Genomic DNA, 16,958 nt, shown 5'->3' with positions numbered 1-16,958 from the left:
AGAGGCGCTGATGACATATTCACCGACCGCGCCCGATACGATGACCACACCTTCCTCCCGCAGCTCTGCCCCCGCCCCAGCCGGACCCGCGTCCGGGGCCGTGCGTGTGCGCGACCTGCGTCTTGATTTCTTCCGTGGCATTGCGATGTTCATCATCCTTGTCGCGCATACACCCGGCAATTTTCTGGCCAGCTGGATCCCCGCGCGCTGGGGTTTTTCCGATGCCACCGAGATTTTCGTGTTCTGCTCGGGCATGGCCAGCGCCATCGCCTTTGGCGGCGGCTTTGATCGCGTGGGCTGGAAACTGGGCAGCGCACGGGTGCTGTTCCGCGTCTGGCAGGTCTATTGGGCGCATGTCGGCCTGTTTTGCGCCACCTTAGCATTGACCGTCTGGTTGACCGATCTGGATATCACCGGAATGAACTATTGGGGCCAGTTGAACCTGTGGCCGCTCTTTGTCGAAAGCGAAAAATGGACCAATCCCGACATTTTTCTCAGCTTCATGACCCTGCGCTATGTGCCTAACTATTTTGACATTTTGCCTATGTATATGATCGTTTTGCTGTTTATGCCGATCATCATGCTGTTGGCGCGAATGAACTTTTATTCAGTTTCAGCGTTCGTGCTGTGTGTATGGCTGTTGGCGCAGGAGACCTTGATGCAGGCCGTCGGATTGGACGCGTGGCATTTGGCTCTGCCCGCAGAGCCGTGGACAGACCGGAACTGGTTCTTCAACCCGTTCGGCTGGCAGCTGATATTCTTTACCGGTTTCGCATTCATGCGCGGTTGGCTGCCCAAGCCGCCGGTGTCGATGATGCTGGTGCTGCTGGCGACAGTGGTCGTTGTGGGCAACGTGCCGCTGTCGGACGTGGGCATACGTGAATTCGACCTGCAGTGGGTCGAGCAGTGGCGTACCAACAACGCTGCATGGTTCGACAAAACGGCCTTTGCCCCGCTGCGGTATCTGCATTTTCTGGCGCTGGCCTATCTGGCGTGGGTCATTGCGGGCGACAAAGGTGCCCGCCTGATGGCGCGCGGCGCAGGCGTTCTGGCGCAGGTCTGGGACGGTCTGGTGAAGATCATCCTGAAGGTCGGCCAACAATCGCTGGCCGTCTTTGTGGTCAGCATGTTCATCGCGCGACTGATGGGCTTTGGCATAGATGTGACCGACCATCGCATTCTGCCCACCCTGTTGATCAATCTTGCCGGAGGCGCTGTGCTGGTCGCCACGGCTTATGGCGCTGGCTGGTTCAAAAGCCAGCCTTGGAAAAAGGCGGTGGCATAATGTTACGACGCGAAGTTCTTGCATCCCTTGCGGCTTTTGCAGCCACTGCCCCCTCCCTTGGCTGGGCGGACGAGCCTGGTTTGCAAGTGGGCGCGCCCGTGCGGTTCGATCCGCGCAGTCTGATCCAGCGCGCGCGTGAAATGGCCGCCGAAAGCTATACGCCACGCCCGCAAATCCCCGAAAGCTGGCGCAATCTGACTTATGACCAATATCGCAAGATCTGGTTCGATTCCCGCAATGCTCTGTGGGAGGGCACCGACACCCCCCAACGTGTCGATGTGTTCCCGCCGGGCCTGTATTTTCCGCAGGCCGTGGCGATGTACGAAGTGGACGAGGGCATCGCCCGACCACTGGTTTTCGACATGGGTGTCTTTGACAAAACCGACCAATTCCCGCCTGTCGAGCTGGACGAAACGCTAGGCTACAGCGGGTTGCGACTGCGGGCAGAGTTGCACAAACCCGACATTTTCGAAGAATATGCGGTGTTCCAGGGGGCGAGCTATTTCCGCGGTCTTGGCGCTGGCGAAACCTATGGCCTGTCTGCGCGCGGTCTTGCGATCAACACCGGCGATCCGGCGGGCGAAGAGTTTCCCGATTTTATCGGCCTGTGGCTGGAACGCCCCGTCCACGGCAATGCCACGATTGTGGTACATGCGCTGCTCGACAGCCCGTCGGTGACGGGCGCCTATACGTTCCACATCACCCCCGGCGATGTGCTGCGTATGCATATCAGTGCGCATCTGTTCGCGCGGACCGATCTGACCCATCTGGGCATTGCGCCGCTGACCTCGATGTTCCTGTTCGACGACACCGACCGCCAGCGGTTCGATGATTTCCGCCCTGCGGTGCATGACAGTGACGGTTTGCTGATCCACAATGGTGGTGGCGAGATGATCTGGCGGCCACTGTCCAACCCGACCACCTTGCAGATCAGTTCCTTTGTCGATGTGAACCCAAAAGGCTTTGGCCTGATGCAACGTACGCGCAAGCTTGAGCAATTCAACGACTTGGAAGCGCATTATCACAACCGTCCCAGCCTGTGGGTCACCCCCGGCGAGGGCTGGGGCAAAGGCGCGGTCGCACTGGTTGAAATTCCCGCCGACCTCGAAGTGTACGACAATATCGTCGCCTATTGGCGGCCCGCCGAGGTGATCCCCGCAGGGGCCGAACATCGCATGACCTATCAACTGGACTGGGGTGCCGACCCTGCGCCGGTGTCAGACGCCGAACCGATGCGCGTGATCAACACCGCCGCAGGGGCCCGCCCCGAAGGTGGCCGCGTCTTTGCCATCGACTTTGCGCCCGGCCCCAATCTGCCCGACGATCTGGACACGATCACCAAGACCGTGACCACCAGCGCAGGCACCGTGACCGAAGGCAACCTACAGCGCAATCCCGCCACAGGCGGGCTGCGGCTTGCCTTCACCTTCTATCCCGAAGAGGCCAAGCTGGCCGAGTTTCGGGTGCAACTGCTGCTGGGCGACGCTGCCCTGACCGAGCTTTGGCTTTATCGTTGGACCACCCCATGACCCAGACCGATTTGACCCGTATGCCCCCGCCTGCGCCTTTGGCCATGCCAAAGCAAGACCTGCGCCGCGCCCCCGGTACACGCCCCTGTGCGCAGGACGGGTTCGGCTGGCGGCTGGCGGTTTTTGCACCCGCGTTGATCATCACCGGCTTGCTGCTTTGGGGTCTGCACGGTGTATTGGTTCAGGCAGGCATGAGCTTTGTCGAATGGGCGCTTCTGGCGATGATCGGGCTGACGTTCGTGTGGGTCTCGTTGGCTGTCAGCACGGTCGGCGTTGCCTTGGTTAGCCGGTTCGAGGCACGGGTGCCCGCGCGGCGCGGCGCGCCGATGGACGTGGCCCTGCTGGTGCCAGTTTACAACGAAGTGACGTGGGATGTCTTTGGCAATGCCGCTGCCATGCTGAACGATGTGGCGGCCCGCAATCCGATGCACCGCTATGCGCTGTTCATCCTCAGCGACACCCAAGACCCCGAGATCGCCAAGCGCGAATTGCACGCCTTTGAAGTGTTGCGCCGTGACGTCCCTGAAGGGATGACTGTCTACTACCGCCGTCGCGCGCAGAACGTGGACAAGAAGGTGGGCAATCTGGCCGACTGGATCACCGGCTGGGGCGCGGCCCATGACGCCATGCTGGTGCTGGACGCCGACAGCCTGATGACGGGCCGCGCGATTGTGCGCCTGTCCGACGAAATGGCCGCCGACCCCCAAGCCGGATTGATCCAAAGCTTTCCGCAACTGATCGGTGCCGAAACCGTATTTGCCCGCATCCAGCAGTTTTCCAACATGGCCTATGGCTGGCTTCTGGCCGAAGGTTTGGCCCGCTGGGCGCGCGCCGAGGGCAACTATTGGGGTCACAATGCGATCATCCGTGTCGATGCCTTTGCCAGCGCCGCAGGCCTGCCGCACATCCGTGGCGGGCGTGATCTGATACTCAGCCACGACTTTGTCGAAGCGTCGCTTTTGCGTCGTGCGGGCTGGACCGTAAAGTTTCTGCCGCGCGTGGCGGGCAGCTTTGAAGAAACACCGGGCACGCTGGTCGATTATGTTCTGCGCGACCGCCGCTGGTGTCGTGGCAACCTGCAACACTTGCGTTTGCTGGGCACCAAGGGGCTGCATCCGGTCAGCCGCTTTCACCTGTTTCAGGGCGCGATGGCCTATCTGATGAGCCCTGCGTGGTTCGTGCTGCTGGTGTTCTGGACGCTACTGGGCAAGGACGCGGAAACCAACGTAATCCGGTATTTCAACGAGGCCAATCCGCTGTTTCCCTCGTGGCCACCCGAGATGAGCCATATCGACAGTGCCGCGTTTCTGGTGATCATGTATGCGATGCTGCTGACGCCCAAAGTGACCTCGGCGCTGGTCATCGCCATGCGCCCAGGCGCGGTGCGGATGTTCGGCGGCAAGCGGGCCTTTGGCACCGCGTTTCTGACCGAAGTGGCCCTGTCGGTCGCCTATGCACCGATCCTGATGATCCAGCAGACCAAAGCCGTACTGCGCGCGCTGCTGTCGCGGCGCGAATCCTGGGCCCCACAAAACCGCGAAGGTTCACGCCAACCGGTGTCTGTGCTGCTGAAATTCCACTGGGTCGAGACCACGCTGGGCGTTTTACTGTCTGCGGGGTTGATCGCAGGGTTGATCTCTTGGTGGCTGGTGCCGATCGTGGCAAGCCTGCTGCTGGCGGTGCCACTGTCTGCGCTCAGTTCGGTGAACCTTGCGCGGCACGCCCCTGCGGGGTTCCGCATGGACAGCCCGTTGACGCTGCATGAACCCGCCATCGTGGGCCGCGCACGTGCCTTGCGCGCCGCGCTGCGGGCCGATCTGGAAGGTGGCGGCAAGCTGGCTGCCGAATAAGGGGGCAATTCGGCTAAGGTTCAGGCAGCATTGCTACTGTCAAAGAGCCTCGCGCCAGTCCAGCGCCATTGTGATCCATCCATCCGGCACACGGTGCCCGCCGTCGAACAGCGCAAATTCCAGCGCTGTATCAGGCGCGCAGCGGTCCCAAGCGCGGCGCAGGAACGGCCCCGTGGTCACGAACCGGTCAGCGCGCAGTTGCACGCAGCCGTTGATCTGCCGCCACAATTGCATCGCATAAAACACATCGCCCTGCACAAAGGCCTGCGGGTCATTCACATCCACACCACGCACAACGCGCCCTTCCAGCGGGACAGTGGTGTCTGTCCAGCCATGGGTGTGCAACAGTTTTACCGGCCCCGCGCAACCGTCGGGATGCGGCCGCCAGAACGCCCCCGCGACGGGCATATAGGCGGCAAAGGCATCGGGGACGGCGCAAGCGGTGTAATGGGTCATCGACCCGCCAATAGAAAACCCTGCCAGCACCATCTGATCCGCATCAAGGTCAAAGCGCGCGGCGGCATCATCGCGCACCGCCATCAGGAAACCGACATCGTCACGGTCTTTCGGCCAGTCGGGATGAAAGGACCAACTGCGCCCGTTGCCCCCCGTCATCGGGCTGCCATCAGGGCCAATCACTGCATAACCACGCGCTAGCGCCGTTCCTGCCCAGCCTTCGGGGCGCAATGCACCCTGACCGTTGCCTCCATAGCCATGCAGAAACATGATCGTGCCTTTGGCTGGGCCAACTGGTAAGCTGATGTGATAAGTACCATCAGTGATCTCGCACGCAGCAGGCCCGTCACCACAACCCGCCATAGCCGTCCGGGCCGACATGATCAGCACAACGAGCGCGGTAAGGAATTTGACATACTGCTGCATTGCCGCCCCGCTTTGCGTCATGGATGGGCCACAGGCAGGCCGCGCTTGATCCAGCCCGGTCCTGCGCCAGAACCCAACATCCCTTCGGGCACGTCGCGCACATTGTCAAAACCCGACTTCGCCAACTGCCCTGCCAAATATCGCGATCGCACGCCACGGGCGCAGATCAGCGCGATTGGCCGGTCCGGATCGCCCTGTACCAGCCCGCCCAGCTCTGCTGCGAAATCAGGATTGCGCATGTCCAGCGGATGCGCCCCCTGCCCCACACCGGTCAGCGCCCATTCATCAGGCTGGCGAATGTCGACCAACATCAACTGACCCGCCAGCGCCTGTGCGTGTGCCTGAAGCGGCGTCAGCGCGGTGCCCTCGTTACGGGCTGTTATGTTGAACCAGCGCCCGCCGAAAACCGCAGATCCTGTCAGCACGACAGCGGCACCAAGGCCGATCGCACGGCGGCGGGTTAAAAGGGGCGTGCGTTTGGCCATGATGTCTGCTTCAGGTTGAAGGAAATCGGGGCGCTGTTTCCGGCGCTGTGCGTCGCCGCCCGAATGTATGGGCAAGACGGATTTTCCCCTAGTTCTTTTCCGGTACGGGCGACTTGAATTTGGGAATACCCCGGCGGGATGCCGGTTTGGGATCAAGCGATACCCAGTTGGCCGTGCTTCTGGTCAGGTTGGCGGGAATGTCCCGTTCCCAGTCAAGCACGACATCCGGTGTGATATTGAGATACAGCTTGCCATCCACAATGCGCCACAGGTTCGGATTGGCGGGCACTTTGCTGCCCTTTGCCACGCCATAGGCGCAATGGCCGTCGTATTGCGGTGCAAAGGTCGCGGGGTCGGCCAAAAATCGGGCGCGGTTGGCCTTGGACGAAAAGGCAAAGGTGGCACCGTTGTACTCGGCAGTGATGTCTGCGCGACCGGGAATGGCGGCAGGTTGCGCCATCCCGACGGGGTTCTGATCAAGGTCGAAGTAGGCGACCACGTCATAGCCGGACACGGCGTAGCCTGTGCGATCAACGTATTGCGGCCCCGCAAAGGCGGATGTGGTCAGGATCAGGGCGGTGGCTGCGACCGAGATCGCGAGGACGAAACGGGTCATGAATGGCTCCTTTTGCGCGGTGGTTGCGTGAAAGAAAGCCACAAAGCGCGAACAGAAGCACCCCACCTGACGCGGATGTGAGGCCACGGCGGGCTTTTGTGATCATCTTGCAAGTTTGTTGCAATCCAGCGCAGTGTGGCGCACCGGATTGCGCGCAATTATTTCAGGATCGGCGGTTTGGACGGGTCCGACCCCGGTGCAGGGCGGACACGGTCCGACAGGTCTTCGGGCTGCGGCAGGTCGAACCGCAGGCCGGTGCGGGCCAGACGTTCAGCCATCGGATCGTCAGCGCGGAAAAACGCGACATCCATTGCACCCGCTTCGATGCCAGAGAACGTCAGCGCCTCTGAGGCGACTTGGGTCAATGCGCTTTCTGCCTGTGGCAAGGCACCGACAAAGCCCAGCATATGGCCCGCGCCGCCGCCCGCATAGGTCACCCCCACAAGGCAGGCATAGCGTGCCAGACCGGTGGCGGTGGCCAGTTTCTCGTCGATGGCTTCGATCAGGCTGTCGGGCAGCCCCATGGGTGCGGTCAGGCTTTCGATCTTGGCCTCGACGTTTTGGGGGGCGTTGCCCAGCGTGCTGTCCAGCCACGCCATCGCATCCGCAGGCAGCAGGATCGCGGAAGGGGCCACCTCGAGGTTCAGGCCCAGACCAAGGCTGTTGGTGGCCAGCAAACCGGCGGTAACGCGCCCCGACAGCGCAGCATAGGCGGCAGCGGGGCCGGCAAAGCCTGCCAGCCGTTCCTCACGGTCGAAGGCAAGGACGTATTGCGTGCCTTCGGCTTCGAACAGTTGCGGGGTGATCCTGTCGCCATCGGCTTCGCCTTCGAGCAGGACAAAAAGCTCGCTGGCGGCGAGACGTTCATAGAACCGCAGGCGCACTGTGTCGTCATCCGGTGCTGCGGTCATGGCCGCGTGGGCGGCGTCGATGGGTGTATGCTCTGTCATGTCAGGGCCTTTTGAACCGCTTCGCGCAGTGCTGGCAAGAGGTCGGACGCAAACCACGGGTTTTTTCGGATCCAACCGGTGTTACGCCACGACGGATGCGGCAGGGGAAAGACGGCGGGCGCATGGTCGCGCCAGCCCGCAACGGTATCGGTCACCGAGGCACGCGCGTTCAGGTGCCATTTCTGGGCATAGCCGCCGATCAGCAAGGTCAGCGGAACCGGCCCGATGTGGTCCATCGCAGCCTTGCGCCACGTTTTGTGGCAGACGGGCGGCGGCGGCAAGTCTGCGCCCTTGGCGTTATAGCCGGGAAAACAGAACGCCATCGGCAGCACGGCGATGCGGGACATATCGTAGAATGTGGCCCGGTCTATGCCCATCCAGTCGCGCAGCCGGTCACCTGACGGGTCGTCAAAGGGTTTGCCCGAGGCATGGACCCGCGCGCCGGGAGCTTGCCCCGCCACCAGAATTCGCGCGCCTGCGCCGAACCAGACCACCGGACGGGGTTGGTGGCCGGTGGCAGTACCCGCAAATCGTTGAGAGCAGAGCGTGCAGGTCGAGATGTCGTCGGTGATGGCCATAGTAGTGGTATAAGCGACACAGGCGCGCGGGCAAGTAGATCGCGGTATCATTTCGAGTTTTATCGAAATATAGGTTGGCACTGGCACTTCATTTCTATATTTTTAGAAATATGAAAATAGATTCGCACATCCCCGCCGTGACCGATGATCTGGACCTGACCCTTGCGGCCAGCAGCTTTGCCGCCCTTGGATCCGAGCAACGCCTGTGTGTACTGCGCGCGCTGGTGCGGGCTGGCCCCGAGGGGCTAAGCATCGGCGCCTTGGGCGATCGCGCAGGCGTGACGGGCAGCACGCTGACACATCACGTCAAAGTGCTGGCACAGGCCGGACTGGTGACACAGGCACGCCAAGGCCGGTCGATCATCTGCGCGGCTGTCGCCTATGAACAAGTGCGGCACCTGTCGGAATTTCTGCTGACCGCCTGTTGCGCGGACAGCGCGGCCCCTTGCAAGGATCACGATCATGGCTGACCCCAAGGACATGACACCACAATCCCCGCGTCACGGGTTGATGCGCGGCTGGCCCAAGGCATGACCCAAGGAGCCGCGCGGGCCTTTTGCGGCCCATCCGTGCTTTGCCATTTCTGGCGCGATGCTGGCCGGTGTACTCTGGCAGGCTGCTGTCTGAACCAACGGCCCCACCTTACATAAACCGCCAAAGCCCGCCCCTTGTCGGGCTTGTCCCCCTCTATCTTCAAGCGTACAGGAAAATTCCAATGCCCCATGATCACAGCCACGCCCACGGCAGCGGCGGCCATCATCACCACATCGACCCGAATGCGGGCGACGCGCGGGTGGCAGGTGCCATCGCGGTCAACCTGCTGCTGACGATGGCGCAGATCATCGGCGGAATCGTTGCGGGCAGTCTGTCACTGATTGCGGATGCACTGCACAACCTTTCGGATGCGATTGCGCTGATCATCGCCTTTGGTGCGCGCAAGATTGCGCGACGGCCTGCGGATGCGCGGATGACCTTCGGCTATGACCGGATCGAAGTGGTTGCCGCGTTGATCAACTATACCACGCTGATCATCATCGGCTTTTATCTGGTCTACGAGGCTGTGCTGCGGTTCTTTGAACCGACAGAAGTGGCGGGCTGGATTATCGTGGCGGTGGCAGGCTTTGCATTGCTGGTCGATCTGGTCACGGCGGCGCTGGTCTGGCGGATGCAGGCGGGCAGCGTGAACATGCGCGCGGCGTTCCTGCACAATGTGGCCGATGCGCTGGGATCGGTTGCGGTGATTATCGCGGGCACGGTGATCTTGCTGTTCGGCTGGTCATGGGTTGATCCGTTGGTCACGCTGCTGATCGCAGGTTATATCCTGTGGCAATCATTCAGCGAAATGCCCGGCGTGGTGCGTATTCTGATGCTGGGCAGCCCTCCGGGACTGGACACAAATGCGGTGATTGACGCCATCGAGGCCGCCCCCGGCGTGGCGTCGGTGCATCACGTACACCTGTGGATGATGGGCGAGAACGATCCTGCACTGGATGCGCATCTGGTGCTGGAGGCAGGTGCCACGCCGGATGTAACCCGCACGGTGGTACGCGATGTGCTGGCGGGGTTCGACATCGGGCACAGCACGCTGGAGGTCGAAACCTCTGACACAGTCTGCGAGGACAACGCCCGGATCGGGCACGGTTAAGGCAGCACTGACACAGGTACCAAGGGCAGCGCCTGACCGTCGCGGCAGAACCAGACCTCTGCCGCGACGGTCAAACAGGCTGCGGGTGCCCCAAACCCCCGCTTTAAGCCAGCGCGTGCGCACATTGCGCAAGTTTACATCAACTTACACGTTGCTTGAAGGCGCACAATGCACGCTAGAAGTATACTTTTGTTATGAAACGCGACATAATGTGGCCAATATCTGTGGTTAAACCGTCTGCAACCCTCTGATAATGAGGGATGGATGTGACCAAATTGGGGACGTTCTCTTACCTGAGCAACGTGACCGGAGCAGGCGATGCTAGAGTTTGAAAATGTCAGCAAGTCCTTTTGGACAGGCAGTCACCGCAAGGTGATCCTTGACCGCGTCTCGTTTCGCGTCGAACTGGGCACGTCGCTAGGCATTCTTGCCCCTAACGGCACGGGCAAAACTACGTTGATCAACATGATGGCAGGGCTGGAAAAGCCCGACGAAGGCGAGATCCGCCGCGACTGCAACATCTCGTTTCCGCTGGGTTTCATGGGCGGCGTTGTACTAAAGGTTTCGGCCATGGAGAACGCGCGCTATATCGCGCGGCTCTACGGGCTTGATCCCGATTATGTCGAAAGCTTTTGCCGCTGGCTGTGCAATCTGGGCGAATATTTCGACCAGCCGCTGGGCACCTATTCGTCAGGTATGCGCGGACGGTTTTCGTTTGCGCTGATGCTGGCACTGGACTTTGACATCTATCTGATTGACGAAGGTATGCCGGGGTCCACGGACGTCGAGTTTAACCGCAAGGCGGGCGAGATCCTGCAAGAGCGGCTACGCACCACGACCATTATCATCGTGTCGCATCAGGCACAGACGCTTGAAAAGTTCGCCCGTTCCGCCGCCGTGCTGCTGGATGGACAATTGCATATGTTCGATACGCTGGAAGAGGCGAAAAGGCTTTATGACTACCAAACCCAAGGCTAGAAAGTTCCGCATCAAGCGGGCAACGCCGCAGTTGAGTGGCACCGCTGAGAGCGCATCCGCGCCGCTGCGCCCTGTGCGCGAACCCGCGGCATCGACGACGCGTCCGATTTCTGTCGCACCCCCGACATCGGCGCCCCGCCCCTCTGTTCCGACAGAGCGCCCCGCGCCTGCGCAGCCAACGGACCAGTCCCAGCACCCGCGCCCGCAGCAGCCCGAAACAGCGCCCCCCGAAACACCACAACCCGAGCAAACGCCCACCCGTCAGGGCGAAGTGTCCTCTGCCCGCGAAGTCGCTGGCGAGAACGACATTGACGCGATCCGCCACGAGGGTCTGACAGGTCGCCAACTGCGCATGGCGCGACGCGTGGCACAAAAGCACGGGCTTGCCCCCACATCCGATTTCGACGCTGTGCGCCTGTTGCGCGCAAAGGGCATCGACCCGTTCCAGCGCTCGAATATGCTGGAACTGGTGGTGCCCAGCGATGGCGGTCGCCAACCCGGAGAACCGGACGGATTTGAGAACCTGCCCGCGCGCACCGACCAGAACCGCAACCAGTTGCCGCAAACCGTTCCTGCAGGGCGCACCAGGCTGCCCTCGACAGACCTCAGCCCGGCCGAGCAGCGGGTGCGCGAAATCTCGGAAATCCAGCGCGATATCGGCAAACGGCGGCGCAAAAAGCTGGGCCTGCTGCTGGTGCGCCTAGCGTTCTTTGTGGCGCTGCCGACCTTTCTGGCGGGCTGGTACTTCTACCAGATTGCCACACCGATGTACGCGACCAAAGCCGACTTTTTGATCATCCAGAACGAAGGCAGTGGCGGTGCGGGCCCTCTGGGCGGACTGTTGCCCACACAATTCGCCACCAACTCGGATGCCATCGCAACCCAAGGCTATCTTCAATCCAAGGACGCGATGCTGCGGCTGGATGACGATCTGGGGTTCAAGGCACATTTTACTCAGGAGTGGATCGACCCGATCCAGCGCCTGACCACCGATCCGACCAATGAAGAAGCCTATAAGGTCTTTAAGAAAAACGTGAAAATCGGCTATGATCCGACCGAAGGCATGATCCGTCTGGAAGTTGTGGCAGCCGAACCGGAAGTTTCGGCCGAATTTGCGCGACGCCTGATCAGCTATGCCGAACAGCGGGTTAACAACCTTAGCCAGCAAAAGCGCGAAGACCAGATGAAAGACGCCCGCGAAGGGTTCGAAAAAGCCGAAGCCGAGCGGCGGGCGGCCCAAGAGGCTCTGGTCAAGCTGCAGGTGGAAAGCAGCACGCTGGATCCGGAGGCCGTGATTGCCGCCCTGCGCACCCAGATCACCAACTACGAAACACTACTGCTGGAAAAAGAGCTGGAGCTGGCTGCACTCGAAGACAACGCCCGCCCCAACCAAGCCAAAGTTGACGGCGTCAAGGGCGATATGCGACGCCTGAACGATCAACTGACCAAACTAAACCAGCGTATGAACGACGCCTCAGAGGGCGAAAATTCCTTGGCGCAGATGGCCGTTAACCTGCAACTGGCCCAAGCCGACCTTGCCAGCCGCGACATGATGCTGCAATCGGCACTGCAACAGATGGAGCAAAGCCGCGTCGAAGCCTCGCGACAGGTCCGCTATCTGACAGTGGCCGTGAACCCTGTGGCCAGCCAAGAGGCCAGCTATCCACGCAAGTTCGAGAACACAGTCTTGGCATTCCTGATTTTCGCTGGCATCTACCTGATGATCTCGCTCACCGCGTCAATTCTTCGGGAACAGGTAACCTCATGACCCATGTAAAAGTCGCTGATCTGACCATTGGCAACGATCTTCCGCTAACCCTGATCGCAGGCCCCTGCCAACTGGAAAGCGTTGATCACGCCCAGATGATCGCGGGCAAGATGAAAGAGGCCTGCGATGCCGTGGGCGCGCAATACGTCTTCAAAGCGTCCTATGACAAGGCCAATCGCACGTCCTTGTCGGGTGTGCGCGGCATGGGCATCGACGCCGGGCTGAAGGCCCTGCAATCGGTGGGCAAGGCCATTGGCGTGCCGGTGCTGACCGATGTCCATTCCGAAAGCCAGTGCGCAATCGCCGCCGAAGTGGCCGACATCCTGCAAATTCCGGCCTTTCTGTGCCGCCAGACCGACATGCTGCTGGCCGCAGGCAACACCGGCGCTGCGATCAACGTCAAAAAGGGCCAGTTTCTGGCACCTTGGGAAATGCCCAATATCGTGACCAAGATCGAAAGCACGGGCAACAAGCGCATCCTGCTGACCGAACGTGGCACCACATTCGGCTACAACGCGCTGGTTGCCGATATGCGCAGCCTGCCGCAGATGGCGCAGACCGGCTATCCGGTTGTGATGGACGCCACCCATTCGGTGCAACAACCGGGTGGCCATGGCGGGTCAAGTGGCGGGCAGCGCGAATTCGCCCCCGTAATGGCACGCGCAGCTGTGGCGCTGGGTGTTGGTGCGGTGTTCATCGAGACCCACGATGATCCTGACAACGCGCCCAGCGACGGACCGAACATGATCTATCTGAACGATATGCCCCAGCTGATTGACGTGTTGATGCAACTGGATGCCGTGGCCAAGGCCAATCCGGTCACGCTGTAGCATCCATCATTCTCTTGGCGGAAAATATCCTCGCCGAAGGCATCAAGTTCTTCTGGAGGACCAGAAAGATTCTATGCCTCTGGCGGGGATGTTTAAGGCCAAAAGAAGCCGGACTTATTCAAATATCTTCAGCAATTCCTTGGCGATTTTCTCTTTGGCTTTGGTTTTGGCCGCATCCTCCAGGCTTTGGCCGTCTTCGGCCTTAACGCCAAGTTTCTCTTGGACTGCCGCTTTCAGCTTGTCTTCGGCGGCGTCTTTCAGCTCTTCTTTTTTCGCACCAAGGTTCAGGTCGATCGCGGCCTCGATGTCGGGGATGATGCGCAGGTCCGACCACGGGCCAGTGATGCGCACGGGGATTGCAATGCCGTTGCCTTCGTTGGCATTCAGCGCGATGGGCGTAAAGGTATAGTCCATGTCCTGCTGCCCCAGTCCGATGCGCCCCTTGCCCCGCGCCTGATAGCTGGCAAGGCTGAGCAACAGATCGTCGTTGCGGATATTGCCCGCGTTCATGTCAAAGGTTGCACCAAGGCTATCGAAGACGGTCGTGCCGCTGCCTGTTGCGCCCGAGCGCATCAGCCTGTCCAGATCGATACCCTGAATGGTGCCCTTGCCGATGGCGATGGCTCCCGAGCCCGACAGCGAATTCATGATTGCGTGGACCGAATTGCCCGAGGCCAGAAAGTTCAGTTCGGCATTTGCTCCCCCTGTCAGGCGGGTCACGTCCAGCGCATCGCCAAGAAGCGGTTGCATCGAGATGGCATTGGCAAAGAGCTTACCGCCCACCGACAGGCCGCCGCGGTTGTTCATGACGAACTGTCCGGTGACGGTGCCTTCGTAGGCATCCACCTGACGCAGGTCAAAGACGGCGCGGGAGTTGTCGTTGGTCAGCAGCGCGCGCGTGGCCCCCAGTTTGAAGCTGCCCAGATCGACTGAATCCGCAGTCAGGGCAATTTCGCCGTTAAAGGCGGCCAGGCCGGACGCGTCGATTGAATCCTTGGACCAGCCGCTCGCGACCTCGGAGGATGTCCCGCCGCCCGAGCCGCCTTCACCACTGCCGGTCACGCCCGTCAGGTCCAGCGCACCGGCGTTCAGTTGGGCGTTCACATCGGGGGTGCCGTTCAGCGAAATATCCGCCGCCCCTGTCAGCGTGTTCCCCCCCAGATTGGCCACCAGACTGCGCAACGACAGGCGGCGGTCTTTGGTCAGGGTGATGTCCGACGTCATGTCGATGCTGCGGCCCAGCCCTTGTGGCAGGTCCGCAGCCCCCACGCCCAGCGCCTGAAGGAACGCGCTGGTGTCGGGCAGATCCAGTGCCAGCTTGCCTGCCACCTCGCCCGCTGTGCTGGCGCGTCCGTTCAGCGAGACCGTGCCTTTGCCCGCGTTCAGTGTCAGCGTAACGGGCTGAACCTGCCCCGTGATGAACCCCGCAAAGGTCCCTATGGTGGCATTGACGTTCACCGCCATCCCCGCAGGGCGCAGCGTGGCGCGAATGTCGGCAGCACCTGCGCGTTCGGGCCAGTCCAGCGCCAGATCGACGCCTCGGTATTGCACCAGATCAGCGCCTTCGGCGTCATAGATCAGCGTGGCATCGGTGATGTTCATTTTCCCGATCGAAAACGGGCGCGGGGCCGTATCCGGCGAGGTCTGCGTTTCAATCGTCGCGGCCCCCGACGCATCGGTGAACTGCCAGCTGGCGCGCCCGTCCTTGCGCTGTTCCAGCCGGATCGTAGGGCTAGTCGCGGCGATGTTGGTGATGCGGATTTCTCCCGACAGCAAGGCCGCAGCATCGACACCGATGGCGGCATTTTGTGCCGTCAGCATCGGCCCTTGTTCGGACCACGTAGCGTTGCCGATTTCGATATTGCCGACAGAGGCCCCCAGCACCGGCCAGATCGACAGCGACACATCGCCCGAGATGGTCACGTCGCGCCCGGTGGCGTTGCGGATCTGGTCGGCGGCGATGCGCGCGATCCGGTCGGCGGGCAGGAAAAGCAGCGATACACCAGCCACAATCACGATCAAAACGATCAATCCGATCAGACGCCCGATCCATTTCATGCTAAAATTCCTTTTGCCACTTCATGTCCAATTGCTACGCGTCTCGTCGCCCATTCTCAATCAAGAACCCTTTCCGCCGCGTGCCGGTTGCACTAAAGGAGCGGTCATGAGCACAAACCCACCCGATCTGCGCCCCGACATCGCCCCCGCCGCACGGCTGGATGGCAAAACGCGCCCCGGCCAGCCGTCTATCGGCATGGTCAGCCTGGGCTGTCCCAAAGCACTTGTTGATTCCGAGCGTATCCTGACGCGCCTGCGGGCCGAAGGATATGGTATTTCGCCAGACTATTCCGGCGCGGATGCGGTAATTGTGAACACCTGCGGGTTTCTGGACAGTGCCAAGGCAGAAAGCCTTGAGGCCATTGGCGAGGCGCTGTCCGAAAACGGGCGGGTGATTGTGACCGGCTGTCTGGGTGCTGAGCCCGAGTATATCACCGGCGCGCACCCTAAGGTTCTGGCTGTGACCGGCCCGCATCAATACGAACAGGTGCTGGACGCGGTTCATGCCGCTGTGCCGCCCTCGCCCGATCCCTTTGTCGATCTGCTGCCCGCCAGCGGCGTCAGCCTGACCCCGCGCCATTACAGCTATCTGAAGATTTCCGAAGGCTGCAACCACAAGTGCAAGTTCTGCATCATTCCGGACATGCGCGGCCGTCTGGCCAGCCGCCCGCACAAGGCCGTACTGCGCGAGGCTGAAAAGCTGGTCGAGGCGGGCGTGCAGGAGCTGTTGGTGATTTCGCAGGACACGTCGGCCTATGGCACCGATTGGGACCGCGAGGTGCGTCGTGGCCTGACCGAACAGCCAATCACCACGCTGGCGCGCGATCTGGGATCACTGGGCGCTTGGGTACGGCTGCATTACGTTTACCCCTATCCGCATGTGCGCGAGATGATCCCCCTGATGGCCGATGGTCTGGTTCTGCCCTATCTGGACGTCCCGTTCCAACACGCGCACCCCGACACGTTGAAACGCATGGCCCGCCCTGCCGCCGCCGAGGCCACACTGGACCGGATCGCTGAGTGGCGCGACATCTGCCCCGACATCGTTTTACGCTCGACCTTTATCGTGGGCTACCCTGGCGAAACCGAGGCCGAGTTCCAGACTCTGCTGGACTGGATGGACGAGGCGCAACTGGACCGTGTAGGTTGTTTTCAATACGAAAACGTCGATGGCGCGCGGTCCAACGCCCTGCCTGACCATGTGCCCGCCGAGGTCAAACAAGACCGCTGGGACCGGTTCATGGAGAAGGCACAGGCGATTTCCGAGGCCAAGCTGGAGGCCAAAGTTGGCACCCGCATCGACGTGATCGTGGACGAGGTCGACGCCGAGGCCGCCACCTGCCGCACCAAGGCCGATGCGCCCGAGATCGATGGCAACCTGTTCATCGACGAAGGCTTTGAAGCGTTGACCCCCGGCCAGATCGTCACCGTCGAGGTGGACGAGGCGGGCGAGTATGATTTGTGGGGCCGGTTGGTGTAATCGCGGCCATGTGAAGGGGGCAAA

The 16,958-nt window shown here is 61.3% G+C and carries 15 protein-coding genes; 9 read left to right on the top strand and 6 right to left on the bottom strand.

The window, feature by feature from the left end:
- Window positions 1–10 precede the first annotated feature (10 nt).
- From SULPSESMR1_RS02225 to mdoH, 3 genes are read left to right on the top strand one after another with little or no spacing between them, the layout of a single operon-like run.
- On the top strand, window positions 11–1,285 hold the full coding sequence (locus SULPSESMR1_RS02225; protein ID WP_198362839.1) for an OpgC family protein: 1,275 nt from the start codon (window positions 11–13) through the stop codon (window positions 1,283–1,285).
- Complete coding sequence (locus SULPSESMR1_RS02220) at window positions 1,285–2,814, top strand: glucan biosynthesis protein (protein ID WP_089419368.1); 1,530 nt, start codon at window positions 1,285–1,287, stop codon at window positions 2,812–2,814. The genes SULPSESMR1_RS02225 and SULPSESMR1_RS02220 overlap by 1 nt, the downstream gene beginning before the upstream one ends.
- On the top strand, window positions 2,811–4,664 hold the full coding sequence (gene mdoH / locus SULPSESMR1_RS02215; RefSeq protein WP_089419367.1) for a glucans biosynthesis glucosyltransferase MdoH: 1,854 nt from the start codon (window positions 2,811–2,813) through the stop codon (window positions 4,662–4,664). The genes SULPSESMR1_RS02220 and mdoH overlap by 4 nt, the downstream gene beginning before the upstream one ends.
- Before the next feature lie 39 nt (window positions 4,665–4,703).
- Here mdoH and SULPSESMR1_RS02210 read toward each other — a convergent pair whose 3' ends face one another.
- The 5 genes from SULPSESMR1_RS02210 to SULPSESMR1_RS02190 all read right to left on the bottom strand — a co-directional run bounded on the left by SULPSESMR1_RS02210 (window position 4,704) and on the right by SULPSESMR1_RS02190 (window position 8,175).
- A complete protein-coding gene (locus SULPSESMR1_RS02210) occupies window positions 4,704–5,546 on the bottom strand; it encodes an alpha/beta hydrolase family esterase (protein WP_198362838.1) in 843 nt (280 codons plus the stop codon).
- Between the two features lie 17 nt (window positions 5,547–5,563).
- Window positions 5,564–6,106, bottom strand: coding sequence for a rhodanese-like domain-containing protein (locus SULPSESMR1_RS02205; RefSeq protein WP_250161464.1), 543 nt, complete (start codon window positions 6,104–6,106; stop codon window positions 5,564–5,566).
- A 13-nt stretch (window positions 6,107–6,119) separates the two neighbouring features.
- Window positions 6,120–6,647 (bottom strand): YHS domain-containing (seleno)protein, encoded by a 528-nt coding sequence (locus SULPSESMR1_RS02200; RefSeq protein ID WP_089419366.1) that lies wholly within the window; start codon window positions 6,645–6,647, stop codon window positions 6,120–6,122.
- A 158-nt stretch (window positions 6,648–6,805) separates the two neighbouring features.
- A complete protein-coding gene (locus SULPSESMR1_RS02195; protein ID WP_089419365.1) occupies window positions 6,806–7,597 on the bottom strand; it encodes an SseB family protein in 792 nt (263 codons plus the stop codon).
- Window positions 7,594–8,175, bottom strand: a complete 582-nt coding sequence (locus SULPSESMR1_RS02190; RefSeq protein WP_089419364.1) for a uracil-DNA glycosylase family protein — start codon at window positions 8,173–8,175, stop codon at window positions 7,594–7,596. The genes SULPSESMR1_RS02195 and SULPSESMR1_RS02190 overlap by 4 nt, the downstream gene beginning before the upstream one ends.
- Window positions 8,176–8,285: 110 nt before the next feature.
- On the opposite strand from SULPSESMR1_RS02190, the gene SULPSESMR1_RS02185 reads away from it, so the two are divergent.
- From SULPSESMR1_RS02185 to kdsA, 5 genes are all read left to right on the top strand, one after another.
- Complete coding sequence (locus SULPSESMR1_RS02185) at window positions 8,286–8,645, top strand: ArsR/SmtB family transcription factor (RefSeq protein ID WP_089419363.1); 360 nt, start codon at window positions 8,286–8,288, stop codon at window positions 8,643–8,645.
- A 245-nt stretch (window positions 8,646–8,890) separates the two neighbouring features.
- Window positions 8,891–9,820: a cation diffusion facilitator family transporter gene (locus tag SULPSESMR1_RS02180; protein ID WP_089419362.1), complete on the top strand. Its 930-nt coding sequence runs from the start codon at window positions 8,891–8,893 to the stop codon at window positions 9,818–9,820.
- A gap of 318 nt (window positions 9,821–10,138) precedes the next feature.
- The gene (locus SULPSESMR1_RS02175) at window positions 10,139–10,798 is read left to right on the top strand and encodes an ABC transporter ATP-binding protein (protein WP_089419361.1); all 660 of its coding nucleotides are present in this window, start codon (window positions 10,139–10,141) and stop codon (window positions 10,796–10,798) included.
- Window positions 10,776–12,566, top strand: coding sequence for a capsule biosynthesis protein (locus tag SULPSESMR1_RS02170; RefSeq protein ID WP_089419360.1), 1,791 nt, complete (start codon window positions 10,776–10,778; stop codon window positions 12,564–12,566). Before SULPSESMR1_RS02175 ends, SULPSESMR1_RS02170 begins: the two co-directional genes overlap by 23 nt.
- Window positions 12,563–13,396 carry a 3-deoxy-8-phosphooctulonate synthase gene (gene kdsA / locus SULPSESMR1_RS02165; protein ID WP_089419359.1) on the top strand — a complete coding sequence of 278 codons (834 nt, stop codon included), beginning with the start codon at window positions 12,563–12,565 and terminating at the stop codon, window positions 13,394–13,396. Before SULPSESMR1_RS02170 ends, kdsA begins: the two co-directional genes overlap by 4 nt.
- Before the next feature lie 114 nt (window positions 13,397–13,510).
- Here kdsA and SULPSESMR1_RS02160 read toward each other — a convergent pair whose 3' ends face one another.
- A complete protein-coding gene (locus tag SULPSESMR1_RS02160) occupies window positions 13,511–15,454 on the bottom strand; it encodes an AsmA family protein (protein ID WP_089419358.1) in 1,944 nt (647 codons plus the stop codon).
- Between the two features lie 106 nt (window positions 15,455–15,560).
- Between SULPSESMR1_RS02160 and rimO the strand changes: the two genes are divergently transcribed.
- The gene (gene rimO / locus SULPSESMR1_RS02155) at window positions 15,561–16,934 is read left to right on the top strand and encodes a 30S ribosomal protein S12 methylthiotransferase RimO (RefSeq protein WP_089419357.1); all 1,374 of its coding nucleotides are present in this window, start codon (window positions 15,561–15,563) and stop codon (window positions 16,932–16,934) included.
- Window positions 16,935–16,958: the final 24 nt, after the last annotated feature.

Source organism: Pseudosulfitobacter pseudonitzschiae (assembly GCF_002222635.1).
Lineage (GTDB): Bacteria > Pseudomonadota > Alphaproteobacteria > Rhodobacterales > Rhodobacteraceae > Pseudosulfitobacter > Pseudosulfitobacter pseudonitzschiae_A.
The sequence above is the reverse complement of the archived record's forward strand: the minus strand, read 5'-3'. Positions and strand labels throughout refer to the sequence as shown.